The sequence below is a fragment of the Amycolatopsis sp. lyj-90 genome (assembly GCF_046549035.1).
Classification (GTDB): Bacteria; Actinomycetota; Actinomycetes; order Mycobacteriales; family Pseudonocardiaceae; genus Amycolatopsis.
Genome location: NZ_JAJPWP010000003.1, coordinates 309,603 through 330,610, shown reverse-complemented (window position 1 = coordinate 330,610; position 21,008 = coordinate 309,603). Strand labels below are relative to the sequence as shown.

Genomic DNA, 21,008 nt, shown 5'->3' with positions numbered 1-21,008 from the left:
GACTGTCGAATCGGCGGGGCGCCCTTCGTATAGGCAGTGACAACCGCTCGATTGAGGAGGACGCCATGACCCAGTACCTGATCAGCCTCTACCACCCCGACGGCCCCGTCCCGCCGCCGGAGGTCCTCGAACCGGTGATGCGCAAGATCCAGGCACTCAACGAGGAGATGAAGACCGCGGGCGTCTGGGTGTTCGCCGCCGGGCTGCACCCGCCGACCACGGCCACCGTGCTCAAGGCCAAGGAAAACGGCGAGATCGCGATGACGGATGGTCCTTACGTCGAGGGTAAGGAGCACCTCGGAGGCTTCACCATCGTCGAGGTGCCGGATCTGGACGCCGCACTCGAATGGGGCACCCGGGTCGCCGAGATCACCTATCTCCCGGTCGAGGTCCGGCCGTTCCAGGGTGTGGAAGACCCTTCGTGCGTTCCCTGACCACCGACGACATCGGCCGTGTCTTCACCGAAGAGTACGGCCGCGCGGTATCCGTGCTGGTCTGCGTCTTCGGCAGCATCGACATAGCCGAAGACGCGGTCCAGGACGCTTTCGCCGAGGCGGTGGACCGCTGGCCGTCCAGCGGCCCACCGCCGAGCCCGGCGGGCTGGATCATCACGACCGCCCGGAACAAGGCCGTCGACCGGTTGCGCCGGGAAGCCGCGCGCGACGACAAGTACGCCCAGGCCGCGCTGCTCAACGCCGACAACGAACCAGCGGAGGTGTGCCCGGTGCGCGACGACCGCCTACGGCTGATCTTCACCTGCTGCCACCCGGCGCTGGCCCTCACCACGCAGGTCGCGCTGACCCTCAAACTGCTGGGCGGGTTGACCACCGGCGAGATCGCGCACGCGTTCTTCGTCCCCGAGACGACGATGGCGCAACGGCTGGTCCGGGCGAAGGGCAAGATCCGCGACGCGAAGATCCCGTACCGCGTCCCCGGTGACGCCGATCTGCCGGACCGGCTGCGGTCGGTGCTCGCCGTGATCTACCTCGTGTTCAACGAGGGCTACACGGCCAGTTCGGGTGAACGGCTGGTGCGGGACGACCTGTGCGCCGAGGCGATCCTGCTCGGCAGGTTGCTGACCGGGCTCATGCCCGACGAACCGGAGGCCACCGGGCTGCTGGCGCTGATGCTGCTCACCGAGTCCCGCCGCGCCGCCCGCACCGGCGCGGACGGCGACGTCGTCCTGCTGCCGGATCAGGACCGGTCGCGGTGGGACCGGGAGCTGATCGCCGAAGGGCAGACGCTGGTCCGCGCCTGCCTGCGGCGGAACCAGCCCGGCCCGTACCAGCTCCAGGCCGCGATCAACGCCGTCCACAGCGACGCCGCCGACACGGGGAGCACGGACTGGTCGCAGATCGTCCGGCTGTACGACCTGCTGCTGGCGGCGAACCCGACGCCGATCGTCGCGCTCAACCGGGCGGTCGCGGTGGCCGAGGTGGACGGTCCCGAAGCGGCACTCGACGCGATCGACGGCCTCGATCTGGAGGATTACCACCTCTACCACGCCATTCGCGCCGATCTGCTGCACCGCGTCGGCCGCGGGGCGGAATCGGCGCGGGAGTACGACGCGGCGATCCGGCGAGCGGGCAACAGTGCCGAACGACGGCTGCTGGAACGGAAACTGGCCGCGGTCAGTCGCTGATCAGACGCTGCATTCGGTGAACCGGTCGCGCATGCACTCCAGCTGCTCGATGCGCTTGTCGAGTTCGGCGCTCCAGCATTGGGAGGCGCGCTGCCAGAACGCGTGGTCCGGCGCGGCGCCTTCCGGCAGGAAATCGAGCACGCCACCGATCACCTCCAGCGGGATGCCCAGATGGTGCGACGCCCGGATGAACGCGACCAAGCGGATGTGGCGACACCACTGCGCCGCGACAACTCTCCGATGGTGAGTTCGGATGGCGGCTCGGACATGGGCGCCATCCTAGCTTGACTTGAACCCCTGTTCAGGTTTCATGCTGGAGGCATGACGAAACCGGAAATCTCCGAAACGACCATCCACAAGGGACAGTGGCCGACGCCGCACGGGGAACTGGTGGCCGTGGCGCGGGAGTGGCCGAGTGCCGGGGCGGCACGAGCGTCGTTCGAGGCACGCTCCGGAGAGGGCCTCGTTTCTTTCACCGCCTACGAGGGCATCGACCACGACGGCGCTTTCACCTACGAGCAGTGGACCAGCGAAGACGCGATCCGGAACCTGGACGGCGCGCCCGTGTACCGCCTCTATCGCGGGAACCGGGGCGAAGGAGCGCCCGGTTGCCTGGTGGTCGTGTCGGTCGAGTTCGAGGGCCCCGACGAACAACGGCAACGGGACTGGATCGACCTCGTCTTCACCGCGCTGGACTCGGAACCCGTACGACCGGAAGGCGGGATCTCGGGGTTCTTCCACGTGAGCACCGACGGGACCCGCGTGCTGAACTACGCGGAGTGGACCAGCGCCGAGGCACACCTCGCCGCACTCGCCGCGCCGGGCTCGGACGGCGTCGGCACGACCGGCGTGTGGAAGAAGGTGCAGACCTACCCCGGTATGACGGCGGGCGGATCGGTCAAGCGCTACCGCCCGATCCTCTCGGCGGTGGCGGCATGAAGCCGATCCTGGTCGCCGGGGCGACGGGCAACGTCGGCGCGCAGGTGGTCGCCCAGTTGCGGGCGCGGGACGTCCCGGTCCGGCCGCTGAGCCGGAACCCGCCGCCGGACGGTGTCCGCGGCGACCTGGCGAAACCCGAAACGATCGCACCGGCGCTCGACGGCGTCGACACGGTGTTCCTGATGCTCGCCGGATCCGCCGAGGCACTGGTGCCGACCGTGTCGCTGCTCGGCGAACGGGTGAAGCGCGTGGTGTTCCTTTCCTCCCGTGCCGTCGACGATTCCCTTGCGGAACAGGACAATCCCATCGGCACCTGGCACCGGACCGTCGAAGAGGCGATCGAAGCCGCGGGCGTGGACTGGACCTTCCTGCGACCACACGGGTTCGCGGCCAACACCCTCGGCTGGGCACCGTCGATCCGCGCGGACGGCGTCGTCCGCGGCGCGTACGGCGAGGCGTCGCTGCCGCTGATCCACGAGAAGGACATAGCCGCGGTGGCCGTCGAAGCGCTGACGGGTGGCGGGCACGCGGGCGCGAAGTACGCCCTCACGGGCACGCGGCCGATCACGCAGATCGAACAGGTGCGGATCATCGGCGAGGCCGCGGGCCGCCCGGCACGCTGGGAGGAGATCCCGCTGGAAGAGGCGCGCGCGGCCATGCTCGGCAAAATGCCGGACTTCATCGTCGACACGATCCTGACCGGGTTCCGGGCACTGGTGACGGAACCGAGCGAGATCACCTCGACCGTCCAGGACGTCACCGGCAGGCCGGCGCTGGACTTCGAGGTCTGGGCGGCCGACCACGCCGCCGATTTCCAGTAGCATCGAGTACGTGTCGACACCGGTTCATGCCTCGGCGGTCCACTAGCCGCCGTTCCTGATCTCGTCCCCCGACGTACGACGCCCGTGGGGTCTCTTCGCCACGGGCGAAATCCAGGAACGGAAACCATGAACCCGCTGTCCATAAAGGACGGTGGTCGGCGCTGGCTGACCACCGTCGGCTCGAAACCACCTCGAACCGTCGTCGACGTCGACGACGGGATCACCGCCGACGAGGCGTTCCGGCTCGCCGAGTCCGGCACCGGCCTCGTCTGGCGCGGCGACTACCCGAACGCGCGGAACCTCCTGGCCGCGATGTCCCGCCGCTGCGCGCCGGCGGCCGGGAAACCCTTCCAAGACCAGCGGAACCTGCAAGCCCGCCGGGCACGGCTGCTCGGCAGGCTGCTGGTTCCGCTCGATCCCGGGCACGTCCTGCCGCTGCGTCGCGGTCCGGACGTCCGCACCGCCTGCGCCGAGGTGTACGGGCCTTCGGAAACCGCGTCACTGGTGTCTCTGCGGGAACTTCTCGGCGTCGTCGGCGCGCACGAATGGCGTGTGAAGGGCGTCGAGATCCCGGCGCTCGGCGCGAAGATCCATCCGCACCACGGGGTCTTCTCGCCCGTCCGCGGCGAGTACGTCGACCTGGTCGCGAGAACTCCCTTGCCTGCCAAGAACCTGGCGTTCGACATCGGCACCGGGACCGGCGTGCTCGCCGCGGTCCTCGCCCGTCGCGGGGTCGAGCGCGTGGTGGCGACCGACAACGAGCCCCGCGCGCTCGCCTGCGCTCGGGAGAACTTCGAACGCCTCGGTTTCAGCGGACTCGAAACGCTCGAGACGGACGTCTTCCCGCCGGACCGCGCGCCGCTGGTCGTCTGCAACCCGCCCTGGCTCCCCGCCCGGGCGCACACCCCGCTCGAACGCGCCGTCTACGACCCGGGAAGCCGGATGCTTCACGCCTTCCTCGATCGGCTGCCCCGTCATCTCGAACCCGGCGGGGAGGCCTGGCTGATCCTTTCCGACCTCGCCGAACTGCTGGGCCTGCGCACGCGCGCGCGGCTTCTCGAAGCGTTCGCACGGTCCGGGCTCGAAGTCCAAGGCCGGGAGGACACCCGGCCGCGGCATCCACGGGCCACCGACCCGCGCGATCCGCTGCACGCCGCGCGCGCGAAGGAGGTGACCTCGCTGTGGCGGCTCACAGCCCGAGCAGCACCCGCGCCTGACTGATGAACACGCGGGCGGCGGGGCTGACCGGCCCCTCCGTCCGCCAGGCGAGCGCCAGTTTCGCGCGCAGCCCGGCGGGCCGCGTGATCTCCATGGCGTGCAGTTCCGTGTAGTGCGTCGCCAGCGACATCGGCACCACGGCGACGCCGAGCCCGCGTCCGACCAGTTGGGCGACGACGTTCGGGTCACCGGCCTCCAGCGTCACCCGGGGCTGCGCGCTGTCGGCGAGGAAGGCCGCGTCGACGATCGCGCGCATGCCGGTGCCCTTCGGCAGGCTCACCAGCGAACGGCTTTCCAGCTCCGAAAGCGTGATCGTGGCGTGCGCGGTGAGCGGATCGTCCGGACCGGAGACGGCGACGAGCGGCTCGTCGAGGACGACCTCGAAACCGATCCCGGGCGGCGGTTCGCCGGAGACCCCGATGAGCGCGATGTCGAACCGGCCGTCGGCGACCCCCGCGAGCAAGACGTCGGAGGTCGCCTCGGCGAGCGTGATGTCCACGGCGGGATGACGCTCGTGGAACCGCGCGAGCAGATCCGGCAGGTTGACCGGGCCGCGCGAGGACACCATGCCCATCGCGACCTGGCCGCGGACCAGCCCGGTGAGGTCGTCGACCGCCTGCCGCACCCCGGCGACGGCGGCGAGCGCGGCCCGCGCGTGCGGCAGCGCGGCGGCACCGACCTCGGTCAGCCGCACCGCGCGGGCCGACCGGTCGAGGAGCGGCTGCCCGAGCTCACGTTCGAGACGGCGGATCTGGGCGCTGACGCCGGGCTGCGCGACGTGCAGCCGCTCGGCGGCGCGCGTGAAGTTGGCCTCCTCGGCCACCGCGACGAAGTATTCGAGCTGACGCAGTTCCATAACCGATGATTCTAGTTCCCAGACAAACTAGATCTTGGACTTCTGAATGGATCGAGACCACCCTGGTCCCATGACCACAATGCTCCGCCCTGGCGATTCCGATTACGACTCCGAACTCGCCGGCTTCCAGACCGCCGTGTCCCGTCGTCCCGACGTCATCGTGGCCGCCACTTCCGCCGCGGACGTCGTCGAAGCCGTCCGCTACGCCGGTGAGCACGATCTCCCGGTCGCCGTCCACTCCACCGGCCACGGCGTGGGCGTCCCCTTCGAGGGCGGCGTCCTCGTCACCACCCAGCGCATGACCGGGATCCGGATCGACGCGGGCATCGCCCGGGTCGACGCGGGGGTGCGCTGGGGCGCGGTCATCGAAGCGGCCGCCGAACACGGGCTGGCGCCGCTGAGCGGCTCCTTCCCCGGCGTCGGCGTCGTCGGCTACACGCTCGGCGGCGGGTTCAGCCTGCTCGGCCGCAAATACGGGCTCGCCGCCGACCAGGTGACCGCCATCGAGGTCGTGACCGCCGACGGCGAACTCCGTCGCGCCACCCCGGACACCGAGCAGGACCTGTTCTGGGCGCTGCGCGGCGGCCGCGACAACTTCGGGATCGTCACCGCGCTCGAGTTCCGGCTCGTCCCGGTCACCCGGTTGTACGGCGGCAGCCTGCAGTTCGGCACCGCGTCACTCGCCACGGTGCTCCGTGCCTGGCGCGACTGGGCGGCGGAGATGCCGCGCGAGATGACGTCGTCGCTGGGCATGGTCCCGATGCCGGACCTGCCGATGGTGCCCGAGCCGCTGCGCGGGCAGCACGTCGCGCAGATCCGGATCGCCTACCTCGGCGACGCCGCCGAGGGTGAGCGCCTGGTCGCCCCGCTGCGCGCCGCCGCCGAGACGCTCGGTGACACGCTCGCCGAGATCCCGTTCACCGAATCGGGCAAGATCGCGAACGAGCCGCCGATCCCGCACGGCTACCGCGCCGACAACGCCACCGTGTCCGAGCTCAACGACACGATGCTCGACGCGATCCTGGAGCACGCCGGCCCGGACGCCCCGGTGCCGACCGTCGTCCTGCTGGACCTGCTCGGCGGCGCGCTGTCCGACGCGCCCGAGCATCCCGGCGTCGGCTGGGACCGCGAAGCCCGCTTCACCGTCCGGGCACTGTCCGTGGTGGACCACGCCGCGATCCCCGAGATCCGGGCCGCCCACGGGAAGCTGTTCGACGCGCTGAAGCCCTGGTCGACCGGCAAACTCCTGACCTTCGTCTACGGCGAGAGCGGCGCGGACGAGGAAGCGTCCAAGGTGTACTCCCCGGCGGACCTGCGGCGGCTCGCCGGGATCAAGGCGGCCGTCGACCCGGCGAACCGTTTCCGGCTGACGCACAACGTCGAACCCGCGCGTGACGCTGGGTGATCTTCGGAATCCGCTGGTGGAGGGCCCCGATCCGGGGCGAAGGCACCGTGCACGGCCCCCGTATACTTCCGGGCCGATACCGCCATTAGGGGGCACTGTGCGCACTTTGGACCATGACGAGTTCCTCGCCATGCGTCGGTTCCCCGCGCTCGACGGGCTGCGCGCGATCGCGGCCACCATCGTGATCCTCTTCCACTTCGCGGGGCCGAAGTGGAGCTGGCTGTCCGGCTGGGTCGGTGTCTACATCTTCTTCGTGCTGTCCGGTTTCCTGATCACGACGCTGCTGCTGCGTGAACAGGACCGGACCGGCCGGATCTCGCTTTCGGCGTTCTACCTGCGCCGCGTGTTCCGGATCCTGCCGCCGTACCTGGTGATCCTCGGCGGGATCGTCGTGTTCGTGTGGCTGCGCGGCGAGTTCTTCGCCCGCGAGTTCCCGCACGCGCTGAAGTACTACCTGACGTTCTTCAACGAGTTCCTGCCCGGCAGCAAGCCCAACGGCGCGGACAACTTCTTCAGCGGCTCGTGGACGCTGGGCATCGAGGAGAAGTTCTACCTGGTCTGGCCGTTCCTGCTGGTGGTCGCGGGTGCCGTCGGGCTCGCCGCGGCCTGGCGCAAGCTCGCGCTGGCGTTCGCCGCGTTCGCGCTGATGGCCGGGCTGGTGGGGGTCACCAGCGGGTGGGTGCTCAACGGGCCGCAGGTGCCGATCTACCGGTCGACGGTGCACTACGCGATCCTGCTGATCGGCTGCGTGCTGGCGATCGCGATGCACTACCGCCGGTCCTACGCGGTGATCAAACCGCTGACCCACCCGCTCGCGGCGATCCCGGTGTTCGGCGCGTTCGCCGTGCTGCACGTCAACATGGAAAGCCTGTGGTGGGAGACCGGCAGCAACCTCGGTCTGCTGATCGCCTACGGACTGCTCTCGGCGATGCTGCTGGTCGTGCTGGTCTCGCCGGGGCCGCTGCGCTGGCTGCTGGCGACGAAGGTGATGCGCTTCGTCGGTGAGCGCTCGTACTCGCTCTACCTGCTGCAGGGCCCGGTGCACTTCGCCGTGGTGGCGGCGATCCCGCCGCTGGGCGAGCACCGGATGATCAGCGCGCTGACCGTGTTCGCGGTCGGGCTGGGGATCGCGGACCTCATCCACCGCTGGGTGGAGCAGCCGATGATCACCACCGGCAAGAAGCTGATCGCGCGCCGCCAGGAGCGCAAGGCGCTGCGAGCGGCCGAAGCCGAACTTCAGCGGCCGAACGCCGTCGAGGCTCCCAGCGGCGCACGCTGACCCCCGCAAGGACCGCAACCAGAGGACTAGTTGCGTAGTCAGCGGGAAATCGTGACGATCGGGATCACCCGATCGGTCTTCTTCTCGTAGTCGGCGAAGCCCGGCATGAGACTGACCATCTTCGCGTAGAGACGGTCGCGCTCGGCGCGGTCTTCGAGGACGACCGTCGCGGTCGCTTCGAACTTCTCCGTGCCGACCTCGATGGTGACCTTCGGGTTCGCCACGATGTTGTGGTACCAGGCCGGGTTCTTGTCGGCACCGGCGTACGACGCGGCGATGACGTACTTGCCGTCATCCTCCGCGTACGCGAGCGGCGAGGTGCGCGGCTCGCCGCTCTTCGCCCCGATGGTGGTGAGAAGAAGCAGGGAGCCGCCCTCGAACGGGCCGCCCACCTTCCCGTCGTTCTCGCGGAATTCCTTGATGATGTTCTGGTTCCAGTCGAGCATTTCGGACATCTATCCTCCTGTGTGGATCTCCGTCGCCGAGGCTACTCAGTCTTCGTGGGCCTTGCGGCGCTGCGCCTCGGCCCGCTCACGGCACTTGCGCAGGAATTCTTCGTCGTCCTCGGCACTCGTCGCGGCGAAACGGCCCGGCCGGTCGTATTCCGGGAACGCCGGGCTCTCGCGTTCGTAGCGGCCGCGCGGGGCCCGGGCGGCGTGCTGCGGGCGACCGGCGACGAGCCAGACGATCGAGCCGATCAGCGGGACGATCAGCACCAGCAGCAACCACATCCCCTTGGGCATGTTGCGGCACGATCCTTCGTCCGTGGTGATCACGTCGACGATGCAGAAGATCCACAGACCGAGCGTGAGAACGCCGAAGAAACCATTGAAATACAGCATCGAAAATCTCCCCAGTTCCGGATTGCCGGGGTAAGTATTAGCACAGGAGGGCGTCGAGAATTCCCGCGGCCGCTTGAAGCGCCTGCGCCTGTCCCGGGCACTGCTTGGGCCCTGCTCCGAACGGACGTTTCGTCAGGTCCACTTCGACCACCGCGCCGTCGACCCACCGCCGGGTGATCCGGACCGGCGGGTCCTCGCGCAGAACCCGGTCGAGCAGGCTCTCGGCGTCTTCACCGGGCCGGCGGGCGGCCAGGGCCTTGCCGAGCAGCTTGGCCGTCGCGTCACAAGCCTGCACCAGGAGCCCGATCCGCGCGGCCGTCCGCTCGTCGACGTCACCGCCACAGACCTCGATCAGCCGCCGCATGGCCGCTTCGGCGCCGGGACCGGTTTCGGTATGCGGGTGGTAGCTCGCGGAAACCGTTGCGATGTCGCGGGAAACGTCCGGCAGACCGAGTTCGGCGGCCAGGACGGCGACCGGGACCGTCCACAGGATCCGGTCCACCGGCTGGTCCCGTAATTCCCGGGTGAGCGCGAAGGCCTTGTCCCGCAAGGAGCCCATCGGCGCGAGTTCGGCGAGCACGAGCGCGCGGCGCCGCGGGTGGTCCTCCGGGCGGCTGAATCGGGCGACGTTCGCCCGCAGCCACCGGACGCCACCGGGTTCGACGTCCTGGGGCACCGGCGGGACGGGGGCTTCGATCAGCGGATTCTCCATACCGTGACGCTAAGTGCGGAACGCTTCGGTCACGACCGAAACGTCAGCTCACCGTCGTTGTTATGGTGACCGGGTGACGGCCGTGTCGGAGACAACCGAAGTCGACGGCGCGGGGCGAACGGCGCAACCGCGCCAGTTGATCGTGACCGTGTACGGCCTCTACTCACGCGGCGAAGGCGGCTGGCTTTCCGTCCGGTCCTTGATCGACCTGCTGGCGGTTGTCGACGTCGAAGAACCCGCCGTCCGGTCGTCGATCTCCCGGTTGAAACGGCGCGGGATCCTTTCCGCCGTGCGCCGGGACGGGGCCGCGGGCTACGAACTCTCCGAAACGGCGCTGGCGATCCTGCGCGAAGGCGACGAACGCATCTTCCGCCGCGAACGCGCCACTCCCGGCGACGGCTGGCTGCTCGCGGTGTTCTCGGTCCCGGAGGCCGAACGGCACAAACGGCACATTCTTCGCACCCAGCTCGCGCGACTCGGTTTCGGGACCGCGTCGTCCGGCGTCTGGATCGCTCCCGCGCATCTGCGCGACGCGACGTCGGACATGCTCCGGCGGCTCGAACTGGAGGGCTACGCGGATCTTTTCCACGCCGAGCACCTCGCGTTCGGCGACGTGCGCGAGAAGATCCACGACTGGTGGGATCTCGACCAGCTCGAAACGCTGTACACCGCGTTCCTCGACGAGCACACGCCCGCGCTCCGGCGCTGGCAGCGGCGCAAGAACACGCACGAGGCCGAGGCGTTCGCCGACTACGTCCGGGTGCTGACCGACTGGCGGCGGCTGCCCTACCTCGACCCGGGCCTGCCCGCCGAACTGCTGCCGCCCGCCTGGGCCGGGATCCGGGCCGCGGACCTGTTCTTCACGCTGCACTCGCGCTTGGGCGAGGCCGCGGCCGCCCACGTCTCGCGCACCCTCCCCTAACCCCCTCCCCGCTCCCCCCCTGCCCCTCACCCTCCCCCCAAGCGCGCAATGAACGGGCCTTTCCTTGCAAATTTTGCAAGGAAAGGCCCGTTCATTGCAGCTCTGGCGGACGTTGCAGCCCTGGCGGACGTTGCAGCCCCGGCGGACTTCGCAGCCCCGGCGGACTTCGGGCCAAGAGCCGCCGCCGCTACTCCTGGACCACAGCGAAGCCCTGCACTTCCACCAGCGCCTCGACGTCCCAAAGCCGGCTCACGCCGATCCCCGCCATCGCGGGGTACTCGCTCCCGGCCAGCCGCTTCCACACCGCGCCGATCTCCCGCGCGTGGGCGCGGTAGTCGTCCATGTCGACGATGTAGATGGTCACGCTGCACAGGTCGGACGGCTCCCCGCCCGCCGCGCGCAACGCGGTGAGCAGATTGGACAGCGCGCGTTCGAACTGCTCGACCACCCCCTCGCCGACGATGCGGTTCTCTTCGTCCAAAGCCGTCTGACCGGCGAGGAAGACGAACCGTCCACTCGCCGCGACAGCGTGCGAGAAGCCGGAAGGACGGCCAAGCCCGGGCGGGTTGATGCGCTCCATGCGGGTCAGCATATCCCGCATCGTTGACGGTCGTACATACCGCGACATACCCTGAGCGACGTGCGTATCGCGGTGTTAGGCGGCGGCCCGGCGGGGCTCTACTTCGCCACGCTGGCGAAACAGCTCCATCCCGATCACGAGATCACCGTCTGGGAGCGCAACGCGCCCGACGACACCTTCGGGTTCGGGGTGGTGTTCTCCGACGAGACCCTCGGCGGCATCGAGCACGCCGATCCGGTGATCCACGCCGCCATGCGGCAAGAGTTCGCGCGCTGGGACGACATCGACGTCCACTTCCGCGGCACCGTGCACACCTCCGGCGGGCACGGGTTCGCCGCGATGAGCCGCAAACGGCTGCTCGGCATCCTCCAGGAACGCTGCGCGGAACTCGGCGTGGACGTGCGTTTCCGCACCGAGGCGCCGGACGTGGCCGAGGCGAGCGCCGAGTATGACCTCGTCGTCGCGGCGGACGGCGTCAACTCGCCGACCCGCGCCGCGCTCGCCGAAAGCTTCAGGCCGGACATCCAGACCCGGCGCTGCAAGTACATCTGGCTCGGCACCGACCTGGTCTTCGACGCCTTCAAGTTCCACGTGCTCGAGACCCCGCACGGGATCATGCAGATCCACGGCTACCCGTACAGCGACACCGCGAGCACCTTCATCCTCGAGCTGCACGAGGGCGTCTGGGAGCGCGCGTTCGGCCAGATCGCCGCGACCTCGCTGGCGCCGGGCGAGAGCGACGAGAAGTCGATCGAGGTCATCCGCGAACTGTGCGCGGACGTCCTCGGCGGCCACCGGACGTTCGCCAACAACTCGAAGTGGACCGCGTTCGCCACCGTGCGCTGCGCGAGCTGGCGTCACGAGAACGTCGTCCTGCTCGGCGACGCCGCCCACACGGCGCACTTCTCCATCGGGTCCGGCACCAAACTCGCCATGGAAGACGCCCTCGCGCTCGCCGCCTGCCTGCACGAACAGTCCGATACGGACAGCGCGCTGAAGGCGTACGAAGCCGAGCGCCGCCCCGTCGTCACCTCGACCCAGCGTGCCGCGCAGGCGAGCCTGGAGTGGTTCGAGAACCTGGGCCGGTACACGCATCAGGATCCGGCGCAGTTCGCGTTCAACATCCTCACCCGCAGCCGCCGCGTCACCTACGACAACCTCCGGCTGCGCGATCCCGGATTCGCCGCCGAACTGGACACCTGGTTCGCGTCCACTTTGGACAACGAAGTCCGCCCGCCGATGTTCCAGCCCTTCCGGATCGGGAACCTGGACCTGCCGAACCGCGTCGTCGTCTCGCCGATGGACATGTATTCCTCCGAGGACGGCGTCCCGACCGATTTCCACCTGGTACACCTGGGAAGCAAGGCACTCGGCGGCGCCGGCCTGGTGATGACGGAAATGGTCTGCGTCTCCGAGACCGGCCGCATCACCCCGGGCTGCGGCGGCCTGTACACCGAGGAACAGGAACGGGCCTGGGCCAGGATCACCGATTTCGTCCATGGCGGCACACCCGCGCGGATCGGTGTCCAGCTCGGCCATTCCGGGCGCAAGGGTTCGACGAAACTGATGTGGGACGGCATCGACCAGCCGCTCCCCGAAGGCAACTGGGAGATCTGCGCCCCGTCCGCGCTCCCGTACGCCGAGGCGAACCAGACCCCGCGCGAGCTCACGATCCCCGAGCTGGCCGAGATCCGCGAGCAGTTCGCCGAATCCGCCCGTGCCGCCGGTCGCGCCGGGTTCGACCTCCTCGAACTCCACTGCGCGCACGGCTACCTCCTGTCGTCCTTCCTGTCCCCGCTCACCAACCACCGCACCGACGAGTACGGCGGCTCGCTCGAGAACAGGCTGCGCTTCCCGCTGGAAGTCTTCGACGCCGTCCGCGCGGCGTGGCCAGCCGATCGGCCGATGACGGTCCGCATCTCCGCGACCGACTGGTACGACGGCGGGATCGACGTCGACGAGGCCGTCGAGATCGCCCGCGCGTTCGCCGAGCACGGCACCGACGGCATCGACGTCTCGACCGGTCAGGTCGTCAGCGACGAGAAACCCCAGTACGGCCGCAGTTACCAGACCCCGTACGCCGACCGGATCCGCAACGAGATCGGCCGCGAGTACGGCGTCGCGGTGATCGCCGTCGGCGCGATCTCGTCCTACGACGACGTCAACTCGCTCATCCTGGCGGGCCGCGCGGATCTGTGCGCCCTCGGCAGGACTCATCTTTACGATCCACAGTGGACACTGCACGCCGCGGCCGAACAGGACTACCCGATGCCGTGGCCGAAGCAGTACGCGGCGGGCAGCCGGAAGCCGCAGGGCGGCCGCACCGACGGACCGAAACCGCGGCTGGAACTGTTGCGCTCGGGAGAACCCGGCACCGCGCACGCCCGCTGGCGACCTGGGAGCGACCGATGACAGCCTTCGCCTTGAGCCCGGAGCAGCAGGATTTCGCCACGGAAGTCCGCAGGCTGGGCGCCGGGAAACTCCGGCCGCTGGCGGAATCCGGCACCGAAGGCGCGGTCAACCGCCCGCTGCTCAAGGAAATGGGCGCGCTCGGCCTGCTTGCCCGGCTGTTCCCCGGCGTCGATGGAGGCAGCCCGAGCCGGGAGGCCGCGGCAACGGATCTCTGCATCCTGCGGGAATCGCTCGCGAGCCAGAGCACCGAAGCCGAAACGGCGTTGGCGCTACAGGGCTTGGGCACGTATCCGGTGCTGCAGTCCGGACAGGATTCGCAGGTCTCGAAGTGGGTTCCGGCCGTCGCCGCAGGGGACGCCGTCGCCGCTTTCGCGCTCACCGAACCGAACGCGGGCTCGGACGCGGCCGCGCTGGAGCTCTCCGCCGAGCCCGACGGCGACGGCTGGCGTCTCACCGGCGAGAAGATGTGGATCTCCAACGCCCCCGAGGCCGACTTCTACAGCGTTTTCGCCCGCACCACCCCGGAAGCGGGCTCGCGCGGGGTCTCCGCGTTCGTCGTCCCCGCCGATCGCGCCGGGCTTTCCGGTGAGCATCTCGACCTGGTCAGCCCGCATCCCATCGGCACCCTCGTGTTCGACGGGGTCCGCGTCGAGCGGGACGAACTGCTCGGCGAACAGGACCGCGGTTTCGGGGTCGCCATGCGGACGCTGGACCTGTTCCGGCCGAGCGTCGGCGCGTTCGCCGTCGGGATGGCGCAGGCCGCGCTCGACGCCGCGGTCGCCCACGCCCAGACCCGGATCGCGTTCGGCGGGCCGTTGCTGAAACAGCAGACCGTGGCGCACACCCTTGCCGAAATGGCGACCCGCACCGAGGCGTCGCGCCTGCTCGTGTACGCCGCGGCCGCCGCCTACGACGCGGGCGAGCGGAACCTCGCCGGCCGCGCCGCGATGGCGAAGCTGTTCGCCACCGAAACGGCCCAGTACGTCGTCGACTCGGCCGTGCAGATCCACGGCGCGCGGGCACTGCGGCGCGGTCACCTGCTCGAACACCTCTACCGCGAGGTCCGGGCGCCGCGGATCTACGAAGGCGCGTCCGAGGTGCAGCGGACGATCATCGCCCGGTCCCTGACTTCTTGACCCGCTCGACGATGTCGCGGTAGGCCAGCCCGCTCTGCTTGATCGTCCGCGCCTGCGTCTCGCGATCGACCCGCACCAGGCCGAGCCGTTTGGCGTAGCCGTAGGCCCATTCGAAACTGTCCAAAAAGGACCAGGCGAAGTAGCCGCGGACGTCCGCGCCCGCCTGCCGCGCGGCCGCCGTGGCGGCGATGTGCGCGGACAGATACGCGGCGCGGTCGTCGTCGCGGACGAAGCCTGTCTCGTCGGGGACGTCGGTGAAGGCGGCGCCGTTTTCGGTGACGTACAGCGGCAGGCCGGGATAGTCACGGGTGATCCGGACGAGGAGTTCGGTGAGCTTGTCCGGCAGGATCTCCCAGCCCAGCACCGTCGACGGCGCCCCGAACGGGACCTTGCGGAACGCGGGCATCCCGAAGTGCTCGACCGCGTTCCCGTTCTCCTCCACCCCGGAGTACCGCGTCCCGAAGTAGTAGTCGACACCGAGGAAGTCGAGCGGCGCCGCGATGATCGACGGATCCCACGGTTCGGACGGCAGGCGGATGCCCTGGCGCGCGAGGTCTTCGAGGACGTCCTCCGGATAGCGGCCGTGTACGAGCGCGTCGAGGTAGAACCGCGTGCCGAGCCCGTCCTCGAACCGGGCGGCCTCGCGGTCGGCTTCGCTGGGGGTGGCCGGATCGGCGGTGCTCAGGTTGAGCGTGATGCCGAACTTCGTCCCGGGCGGCGCGAGTTCCCGCATCCGCCGCACGGCGAGGCCGTGGCCGAGCAGCAAGTGATGCGCCGCCGCCATGCCCGCCTTCGCGTCCCGGCGGCCGGGCGCCATCACCCCGTGGACGTAACCGTGCATGGCCGTGCACCACGGCTCGCTCAGCGTGGTCCAGTGGCGGACGCGGTCGCTCAGCCGCTCGAACACGAGCATCGCGTAGTCGGCGAAACGGACAGCGGTGTCGCGGGCAGGCCAGCCGCCCGCGTCTTCGAGGTGCTGCGGCAGATCCCAGTGGTACAGCGTCAGCCACGGATCGATGCCGTTGTTGAGCAGTTCGTCGACCAGCCGGTCGTAGAAGGCGATCCCGGCGGGGTTGACGCCGCCGCGCCCGCGCGGCTGCACCCTCGGCCAGGACACGGAGAACCGGTAGGTGTCGACGCCGAGTTCCTTCACCAGCGCGACGTCGGCGGGCATCCGGTGGTAGTGGTCGCAGGCGACCTCGCCGGTGTCACCGTGGTCGATCGCCCAGGGCGACTGGCCGTAGGTGTCCCAAATGGACGGTGTTCGTCCGTCTTCGGCGACCGCGCCTTCGATCTGGTAGGCCGAGCTGCCGACACCCCACCGGAAATCGGACGGCAAGGTGCCGATGAGCTCGTTTTCCTCCGTCACGGCGCCCTCCTTCCGGCCAGCCTGCCTTATTTCACCAGTTAATACATGGCGGAGGCTAAGGTCGTGGGGCATCCTGGAAAGGTCCGCCGCCATAAGATGGGTATCCGCATGCCTGCCAAGCGCACCACCGTCCGTGACCTGCGGCGGCACAACCGTTCCCTCCTGCTGTCGAAACTCTACTTCGACGGCCCGCTCAGCCGCCACGAATTGAGCGGTCTGACCGGATTGAGCGCCGCGACCGTCAGCAACGTGACCGCCGAACTCGGCGAAGAACGCCTCATCACCGAAGCCGGGCTGGTCGAATCCGACGGTGGCAGGCCCCGCGTCCTGCTCCGCGTCGATCCTGCGTATGGCCACGTCGCCGGGGTCGACATCGGCGAGACCGGGGTGAAGGTCGAACTGTTCGACCTCACCATGAACCGGCTCGCCACCGTCGAACACCCCCTCGCCTCCCCGCGGCCGGACGCGGCGTCGGCCGTCACCCAGGTGGCGTCCGGAATCCGGGAAGTGATCGCGGAATCGGGCATCGACGAAGCGACCGTGCTCGGTGTCGGCGTCGGCGTTCCCGGCACGGTCGAACAGGGCTCTGCCGAAAAGGGCGGGGCGCTCCGCGTGCACGCGCCCACCATCGGCTGGAAAGAGGTCCCGCTCACCGATCTCCTGCGCGCGGAGGGCGTCGAACTGCCGTTGTTCGTCGACAACGGCGCGAAAACCCAGGGCCAGGGGGAAATGTGGTTCGGCGCCGGTCGCGGCGCCCGGCACGCGGTGATCGTCCTGATCGGCTCGGGGGTCGGCGCCGCCGTCGTCACCGACGGCACCACCTACCGGGGCTCCACCAGCAGCGCGGGCGAATGGGGTCATACGACGATCGTCTACGGCGGACAGGACTGCCGTTGCGGATCACGCGGTTGCCTGGAGTCCTACGTCGGCGCGGAAGGCGTCCTCGCGCGCTATCGCAAGGCGCGCGGCGGGAAGACCACTTCGGACGAGGACGAGCAGACGCAGTTCGCCGCGCTGCTGGAGTCGGCGGGCAAGTCCAAGGCCGCGGCCAAGGTGCTGGAAGAAACGGCGGGCTATCTCGGCGCCGGGATCGGCAACCTGATCAACCTGTTCAACCCCGAGCGGATCGTGCTGGGCGGCTGGGCCGGACTGGCGCTCGGCGAGGAGTACCTGCCCGAGATCCGGCGCGTGGCAGGCGAGCACGCGCTCGCGCACGTGTTCGACCAGACGGAGATCGAACTCGGGCAGCTCGGGCCGGACGCCGTCGCCATAGGAGCCGCCACCCTCCCGGTCGCCGCCCTGCTGGACCAGGGCGCGGACCCTCGGACGGCCGGGTCCAAGCGGGGCACGGCCGCCTGAGCCTTAATTCGAGGTTAAAAAATACCTCACCGGACATCTTGTCGCAGTGGTAGAGACCATGCATACTTTGTTGCCAGGCGCAACAAAGTGGTTCCGCCGTGCGCCTTCTCCTCGTGTCCCCAACGGTCAGAGAGGCGACAACGATGTCCATCTCCGCACGTTTCCGCTGGACCGCGGTGCTCGCCGCCGCCGTCCTGCTCGGCTCGCTCCCGGCGACAGCCCAAGCCCCCGCTTCCGAAGCCGCGGTCATGGCCGCGACGTTCACCGACGACTTCAACGGCCCCGCGGGCGCCGGCATCGACACCTCGAAGTGGCACTTCGAGACCGGTGACAACGTGAACAACCACGAACGGCAGTGGTACACGTCCGGGACGAACAACGCGGCGCTCGACGGCCAGGGCAACCTCGTCATCACCGCGAAGAAGGAGAATCCGGGCAACTACAACTGCTGGTACGGGCGCTGCGAGTACACCTCGGCCCGGTTGTCCACGCAGGGACAGTTCACCCAGACCTACGGCCGGTTCGAAGCACGGATGAAACTGCCGCGCGGACAAGGGATGTGGCCCGCGTTCTGGATGCTCGGCGCCGACATCGGCAACGTCGGCTGGCCCAACAGCGGCGAGATCGACATCATGGAGAACGTCGGCTTCGAGCCGAACACGGTGCACGGAACGCTTCACGGCCCCGGTTACTCCGGCGCGGGCGGGATCGGCGCGGGTTACAACGGCCCGAACTTCTCCGACGACTTCCACACCTACGCCGTCGACTGGGCACCGAACCAGATCCGGTGGTACGTGGACGGAAACCTCTACCAGACCCGCACGCCCGCCGATCTCAACGGCAACCGCTGGGTCTTCGACCACCCCTTCTACCTGATCCTGAACCTCGCCGTCGGCGGTTACTGGCCGGGCGACCCGAACTCCAGCACCGTGTTCCCGCAGCGCCTCGTCGTCGACTACGTGCACGTCAACTCCAGCAACACTTCCGGGAACACCGGGCGGATCACCGGGATCGGCGGGAAGTGCGTCGACGTCGCCGCCGCGAACAGCGCCAACGGCACCCCGATCCAGATCACCGACTGCAACGGCAACGCGGCGCAGAACTGGACCGTCGGCGGCGACGGGACGATCCGCGCACTGGGCAAGTGCCTGGACGTCTCCGGCGGCGGGACCGCGGACGGCACCGCCGTGCAACTGTGGGACTGCAACGGTTCCGGCGCGCAGCGCTGGGCGGTCAGCGGCGCGCGTGACATCGTGAACCCGCAGGCGAACAAGTGTCTCGACGCCACCGGGAACTCGTCCGCGAACGGGACCAGGCTGCAGATCTGGACCTGTGGCGGTGGCGCGAACCAGAAGTGGACCACCCCCTGACCCACCGCGTTTCGTCCTCTGGTCGCGGTCGTTCGTACTCGGAACCACCGCGACCAGAGGACGAATTGCGTCAGGGGGAGCGTTCGGCGTAGGCCTCGACGAGCTGGTTTTCGGCGTCGGTGAGGTACTGCGCGAGGAGCGCTTCGGCGCCGGCGCCGTCACCGGCCTCGATGCGCTCGAGGATCTCCGCGTTGCGCTTGAGGTACGGCTCGTGGAAGCGCCGCGGATCGGCCATCATGTGGAACACCAGCCGGAGTTCGGCGAAGATGCCGCGCATCAGCTCGTCGATCCGTTCGCTGCCACCGAGTTCCGCGATCGCCGAGTGGAACCGGATGTTCGCGGTGCCGAGGTCCTGCCAGCGCTCGCTCCGTTCGGCGAGCCTGCCGTCCTCGACCATGCGCGCGAGCTTCGCGAACGTCGGCGGCTTCTCCGTCACCGCGCGGACCGCCGAGCACTCGACGACCTTGCGCACCTTGTAGAGATCGACGACGTCCTCGACCGACAGCACCCGCACGAAGACACCGCGGTTGAGCTCGTGGGTCAGCAGCCGTTCATGCGTGAGCAGCCGGAACGCCTCGCGCAGCGTGTTGCGGGAGACGCCCAGCGCCGAGCCGATGTCGTGTTCCGAGAGCCGCACGCCAGGCAGGAAGAAGCCTTCGGCGATGCGCGTGCGCAGGACACCCGCGACCCGCTCGGCGGTGCTGGTGCGGCTGATCATGCCCCGGTCGGCTTCGAGTCCTTGCACTGAGACGGGACCACCCTCCGCGATCGTCACGTAACGGATCCTACCTACGGACAAGAGGGCAAGCCAAGGATCCTCTTGTGGAATTGTTGAACAATACCTACAGTGGCTATCCATGTGACCCGTGCCACCATGAACAGTCACCTCTGGAGGTGCCGATGACCGCGACAGCCACTACCGAAGACACTCGCCCCTTCGCCTGGTTCCGCACGCTCGGTTCGCGAGGCCGGCGGGCCTTCGTCGGCGCGTTCGGCGGGTACGGGCTCGACTCGTTCGACTACCAGACCTTGCCGCTCGGCCTGGCCGCGATCACCGCCTACTACGGGCTTTCCGGTGGTGAGGCGGGCCTGCTCGGCACGACGACGCTGGTGGTTTCGGCGATCGGCGGCATCGGCGCGGGCATCCTGGCCGACCGTATCGGCCGCGTGCGCACCCTCCAGATCACCATCGCGATGTACACGATCTTCACCGTGCTCTGCGGGTTCGCGCCGAACTTCGAAACGCTCCTGGTCTTCCGCGCCCTGCAGGGTCTCGGGTTCGGCGGCGAGTGGGCCGCCGGCGCCGCGCTGGTGGCGGAGTACTCGCAGGCGAAATATCGCGGCCGCACGGTCGCCTTCGTCCAGAGTGCCTGGGCGGTCGGCTGGGCGCTGTCGGTCGTCGTCTACACGGTGGTCTTCAGTATCTGGAGCCCGGACATCGCCTGGCGCGTCATGTTCTGGACCGGGGTCATCCCGGCGCTGCTGGTGCTGTGGGTCCGGCGGAACGTCCAGGACGCGCCCGTCGCGGAGGCCGCCCGCGCGGCCAAGAAGGAACGCGGTTCGTTCAAGGGCATCTTCAAGCCGGACCTGCTGCGCACGACGTTCTTCGCCGCGCTGCTCGCGACCGGTGTCCAGGGCGGTTACTACACGCTCGCGACCTGGCTGCCGAGCTACCTGAAGACCACCCGGGGCCTCACCGTCATCGGGACGGGCGGCTATCTCGCGTTCCTGATCTCCGGCGCTTTCATCGGCTACGTCACCGGCGGCTACCTCACGGATCTGTTGGGACGTAAGAAAACGTTCCTGCTCTTCTCGGTGCTTTCGGCGGGCCTGATCATCGCGTACACCCAGATCCCGGCGGGCGCGAACACGCTCGTGCTGTTCCTCGGCTTCCCGCTCGGGTTCTCGATGTCCGCGATCTTCAGCGGATTCGGCGCGTTCCTCGCCGAGCTGTACCCGTCGGCGCTGCGCGGGACCGGGCAGGGCTTCACCTACAACCTCGGCCGGGCCATCGGCGCGACCTTCCCCGCCGTGGTCGGTTTCCTCGGCGCGGGCGGCGCGATGGTGTTCGGCGCCGTCGGCTACGGAATCGCCATTCTGGCGCTGCTCGGCCTGCCCGAGACTCGCGGTCGCGAACTCCTGTGAC

General features: G+C 69.2%; 21 protein-coding genes. 13 read left to right on the top strand and 8 right to left on the bottom strand.

The window, feature by feature from the left end; translation table 11 throughout:
- Positions 1-65 precede the first annotated feature (65 nt).
- Both ACLJPX_RS13010 and ACLJPX_RS13005 read left to right on the top strand, forming a co-directional pair.
- Positions 66-434: a YciI family protein gene (locus tag ACLJPX_RS13010; protein WP_410600294.1), complete on the top strand. Its 369-nt coding sequence runs from the start codon at positions 66-68 to the stop codon at positions 432-434.
- On the top strand, positions 422-1,642 hold the full coding sequence (locus ACLJPX_RS13005; protein ID WP_410600293.1) for an RNA polymerase sigma factor: 1,221 nt from the start codon (positions 422-424) through the stop codon (positions 1,640-1,642). Before ACLJPX_RS13010 ends, ACLJPX_RS13005 begins: the two co-directional genes overlap by 13 nt.
- Here ACLJPX_RS13005 and ACLJPX_RS13000 read toward each other — a convergent pair whose 3' ends face one another.
- Positions 1,643-1,843 (bottom strand): MerR family DNA-binding protein, encoded by a 201-nt coding sequence (locus ACLJPX_RS13000; protein ID WP_410600292.1) that lies wholly within the window; start codon positions 1,841-1,843, stop codon positions 1,643-1,645.
- Between the two features lie 120 nt (positions 1,844-1,963).
- Between ACLJPX_RS13000 and ACLJPX_RS12995 the strand changes: the two genes are divergently transcribed.
- The 3 genes from ACLJPX_RS12995 to ACLJPX_RS12985 all read left to right on the top strand — a co-directional run bounded on the left by ACLJPX_RS12995 (position 1,964) and on the right by ACLJPX_RS12985 (position 4,623).
- Positions 1,964-2,581, top strand: coding sequence for a hypothetical protein (locus ACLJPX_RS12995; protein WP_410600291.1), 618 nt, complete (start codon positions 1,964-1,966; stop codon positions 2,579-2,581).
- Entirely contained in the window at positions 2,578-3,402 is an 825-nt protein-coding gene (locus ACLJPX_RS12990) for an NAD(P)H-binding protein (RefSeq protein ID WP_410600290.1), read from the top strand. Before ACLJPX_RS12995 ends, ACLJPX_RS12990 begins: the two co-directional genes overlap by 4 nt.
- A gap of 126 nt (positions 3,403-3,528) precedes the next feature.
- Positions 3,529-4,623: a methyltransferase gene (locus tag ACLJPX_RS12985; RefSeq protein WP_410600289.1), complete on the top strand. Its 1,095-nt coding sequence runs from the start codon at positions 3,529-3,531 to the stop codon at positions 4,621-4,623.
- Here ACLJPX_RS12985 and ACLJPX_RS12980 read toward each other — a convergent pair.
- Positions 4,592-5,476 (bottom strand): LysR family transcriptional regulator, encoded by an 885-nt coding sequence (locus ACLJPX_RS12980; RefSeq protein WP_410600288.1) that lies wholly within the window; start codon positions 5,474-5,476, stop codon positions 4,592-4,594. The two genes, ACLJPX_RS12985 and ACLJPX_RS12980, sit on opposite strands and share 32 nt — an antisense overlap.
- 70 nt (positions 5,477-5,546) lie before the next feature.
- On the opposite strand from ACLJPX_RS12980, the gene ACLJPX_RS12975 reads away from it, so the two are divergent.
- Together ACLJPX_RS12975 and ACLJPX_RS12970 are read left to right on the top strand one after the other, a co-directional pair.
- Positions 5,547-6,881, top strand: coding sequence for an FAD-binding oxidoreductase (locus ACLJPX_RS12975; protein WP_410600287.1), 1,335 nt, complete (start codon positions 5,547-5,549; stop codon positions 6,879-6,881).
- 97 nt (positions 6,882-6,978) lie between these two features.
- Positions 6,979-8,160, top strand: a complete 1,182-nt coding sequence (locus tag ACLJPX_RS12970) for an acyltransferase family protein (protein ID WP_410600286.1) — start codon at positions 6,979-6,981, stop codon at positions 8,158-8,160.
- Positions 8,161-8,198: 38 nt separating this feature from the next.
- Here ACLJPX_RS12970 and ACLJPX_RS12965 read toward each other — a convergent pair whose 3' ends face one another.
- Genes ACLJPX_RS12965 through ACLJPX_RS12955 form a run of 3 tightly spaced genes read right to left on the bottom strand, consistent with a single transcriptional unit; the run spans position 8,199 to position 9,714 of the window.
- Positions 8,199-8,615 carry a nitroreductase family deazaflavin-dependent oxidoreductase gene (locus tag ACLJPX_RS12965; protein WP_410600285.1) on the bottom strand — a complete coding sequence of 139 codons (417 nt, stop codon included), beginning with the start codon at positions 8,613-8,615 and terminating at the stop codon, positions 8,199-8,201.
- A gap of 36 nt (positions 8,616-8,651) precedes the next feature.
- A complete protein-coding gene (locus tag ACLJPX_RS12960) occupies positions 8,652-9,002 on the bottom strand; it encodes a PLDc N-terminal domain-containing protein (RefSeq protein ID WP_101610752.1) in 351 nt (116 codons plus the stop codon).
- 37 nt (positions 9,003-9,039) lie between these two features.
- Entirely contained in the window at positions 9,040-9,714 is a 675-nt protein-coding gene (locus ACLJPX_RS12955) for an oxidoreductase (RefSeq protein ID WP_410600284.1), read from the bottom strand.
- 73 nt (positions 9,715-9,787) lie between these two features.
- On the opposite strand from ACLJPX_RS12955, the gene ACLJPX_RS12950 reads away from it, so the two are divergent.
- Positions 9,788-10,636: a PaaX family transcriptional regulator C-terminal domain-containing protein gene (locus tag ACLJPX_RS12950; RefSeq protein WP_410600283.1), complete on the top strand. Its 849-nt coding sequence runs from the start codon at positions 9,788-9,790 to the stop codon at positions 10,634-10,636.
- A 187-nt stretch (positions 10,637-10,823) separates the two neighbouring features.
- Here the strand turns inward: ACLJPX_RS12950 and ACLJPX_RS12945 are convergent, their stop codons facing one another.
- The gene (locus ACLJPX_RS12945) at positions 10,824-11,228 is read right to left on the bottom strand and encodes a RidA family protein (protein WP_410600282.1); all 405 of its coding nucleotides are present in this window, start codon (positions 11,226-11,228) and stop codon (positions 10,824-10,826) included.
- Between the two features lie 48 nt (positions 11,229-11,276).
- Between ACLJPX_RS12945 and ACLJPX_RS12940 the strand changes: the two genes are divergently transcribed.
- Positions 11,277-13,628: a bifunctional salicylyl-CoA 5-hydroxylase/oxidoreductase gene (locus ACLJPX_RS12940; RefSeq protein ID WP_410600281.1), complete on the top strand. Its 2,352-nt coding sequence runs from the start codon at positions 11,277-11,279 to the stop codon at positions 13,626-13,628.
- Complete coding sequence (locus ACLJPX_RS12935; RefSeq protein WP_410600280.1) at positions 13,625-14,764, top strand: acyl-CoA dehydrogenase family protein; 1,140 nt, start codon at positions 13,625-13,627, stop codon at positions 14,762-14,764. Before ACLJPX_RS12940 ends, ACLJPX_RS12935 begins: the two co-directional genes overlap by 4 nt.
- On the opposite strand, the gene ACLJPX_RS12930 is transcribed toward ACLJPX_RS12935, so the two are convergent.
- Positions 14,739-16,133 carry a GH1 family beta-glucosidase gene (locus ACLJPX_RS12930; RefSeq protein WP_410600279.1) on the bottom strand — a complete coding sequence of 465 codons (1,395 nt, stop codon included), beginning with the start codon at positions 16,131-16,133 and terminating at the stop codon, positions 14,739-14,741. The genes ACLJPX_RS12935 and ACLJPX_RS12930 overlap by 26 nt on opposite strands.
- Before the next feature lie 96 nt (positions 16,134-16,229).
- On the opposite strand from ACLJPX_RS12930, the gene ACLJPX_RS12925 reads away from it, so the two are divergent.
- Together ACLJPX_RS12925 and ACLJPX_RS12920 are read left to right on the top strand one after the other, a co-directional pair.
- On the top strand, positions 16,230-17,492 hold the full coding sequence (locus ACLJPX_RS12925) for an ROK family protein (RefSeq protein ID WP_174720463.1): 1,263 nt from the start codon (positions 16,230-16,232) through the stop codon (positions 17,490-17,492).
- A gap of 143 nt (positions 17,493-17,635) precedes the next feature.
- Positions 17,636-18,862 carry a family 16 glycosylhydrolase gene (locus ACLJPX_RS12920; protein ID WP_410600278.1) on the top strand — a complete coding sequence of 409 codons (1,227 nt, stop codon included), beginning with the start codon at positions 17,636-17,638 and terminating at the stop codon, positions 18,860-18,862.
- A 70-nt stretch (positions 18,863-18,932) separates the two neighbouring features.
- Here the strand turns inward: ACLJPX_RS12920 and ACLJPX_RS12915 are convergent, their stop codons facing one another.
- Entirely contained in the window at positions 18,933-19,580 is a 648-nt protein-coding gene (locus tag ACLJPX_RS12915; protein WP_410600738.1) for a GntR family transcriptional regulator, read from the bottom strand.
- Between the two features lie 182 nt (positions 19,581-19,762).
- Between ACLJPX_RS12915 and ACLJPX_RS12910 the strand changes: the two genes are divergently transcribed.
- A complete protein-coding gene (locus tag ACLJPX_RS12910) occupies positions 19,763-21,007 on the top strand; it encodes an MFS transporter (RefSeq protein WP_101610760.1) in 1,245 nt (414 codons plus the stop codon).
- Position 21,008 lies beyond the last annotated feature (1 nt).

Bases quoted from the DNA above. Each gene is read 5' to 3' on its own strand.
- ACLJPX_RS12945 (WP_410600282.1), bottom strand. From the start codon at position 11,228: ATGCTGACCCGCATGGAGCGCATCAACCCGCCCGGGCTTGGCCGTCCT.
- ACLJPX_RS13010 (WP_410600294.1), top strand. From the start codon at position 66: ATGACCCAGTACCTGATCAGCCTCTACCACCCCGACGGCCCCGTCCCG.
- ACLJPX_RS12915 (WP_410600738.1), bottom strand. From the start codon at position 19,580: ATGATCAGCCGCACCAGCACCGCCGAGCGGGTCGCGGGTGTCCTGCGC.
- ACLJPX_RS12985 (WP_410600289.1), top strand. From the start codon at position 3,529: ATGAACCCGCTGTCCATAAAGGACGGTGGTCGGCGCTGGCTGACCACC.
- ACLJPX_RS12980 (WP_410600288.1), bottom strand. From the start codon at position 5,476: ATGGAACTGCGTCAGCTCGAATACTTCGTCGCGGTGGCCGAGGAGGCC.
- ACLJPX_RS12910 (WP_101610760.1), top strand. From the start codon at position 19,763: ATGACCGCGACAGCCACTACCGAAGACACTCGCCCCTTCGCCTGGTTC.
- ACLJPX_RS12990 (WP_410600290.1), top strand. From the start codon at position 2,578: ATGAAGCCGATCCTGGTCGCCGGGGCGACGGGCAACGTCGGCGCGCAG.
- ACLJPX_RS12995 (WP_410600291.1), top strand. From the start codon at position 1,964: ATGACGAAACCGGAAATCTCCGAAACGACCATCCACAAGGGACAGTGG.
- ACLJPX_RS12955 (WP_410600284.1), bottom strand. From the start codon at position 9,714: ATGGAGAATCCGCTGATCGAAGCCCCCGTCCCGCCGGTGCCCCAGGAC.
- ACLJPX_RS12965 (WP_410600285.1), bottom strand. From the start codon at position 8,615: ATGTCCGAAATGCTCGACTGGAACCAGAACATCATCAAGGAATTCCGC.
- ACLJPX_RS12975 (WP_410600287.1), top strand. From the start codon at position 5,547: ATGACCACAATGCTCCGCCCTGGCGATTCCGATTACGACTCCGAACTC.
- ACLJPX_RS12925 (WP_174720463.1), top strand. From the start codon at position 16,230: ATGGGTATCCGCATGCCTGCCAAGCGCACCACCGTCCGTGACCTGCGG.
- ACLJPX_RS12960 (WP_101610752.1), bottom strand. From the start codon at position 9,002: ATGCTGTATTTCAATGGTTTCTTCGGCGTTCTCACGCTCGGTCTGTGG.
- ACLJPX_RS12920 (WP_410600278.1), top strand. From the start codon at position 17,636: ATGTCCATCTCCGCACGTTTCCGCTGGACCGCGGTGCTCGCCGCCGCC.
- ACLJPX_RS12935 (WP_410600280.1), top strand. From the start codon at position 13,625: ATGACAGCCTTCGCCTTGAGCCCGGAGCAGCAGGATTTCGCCACGGAA.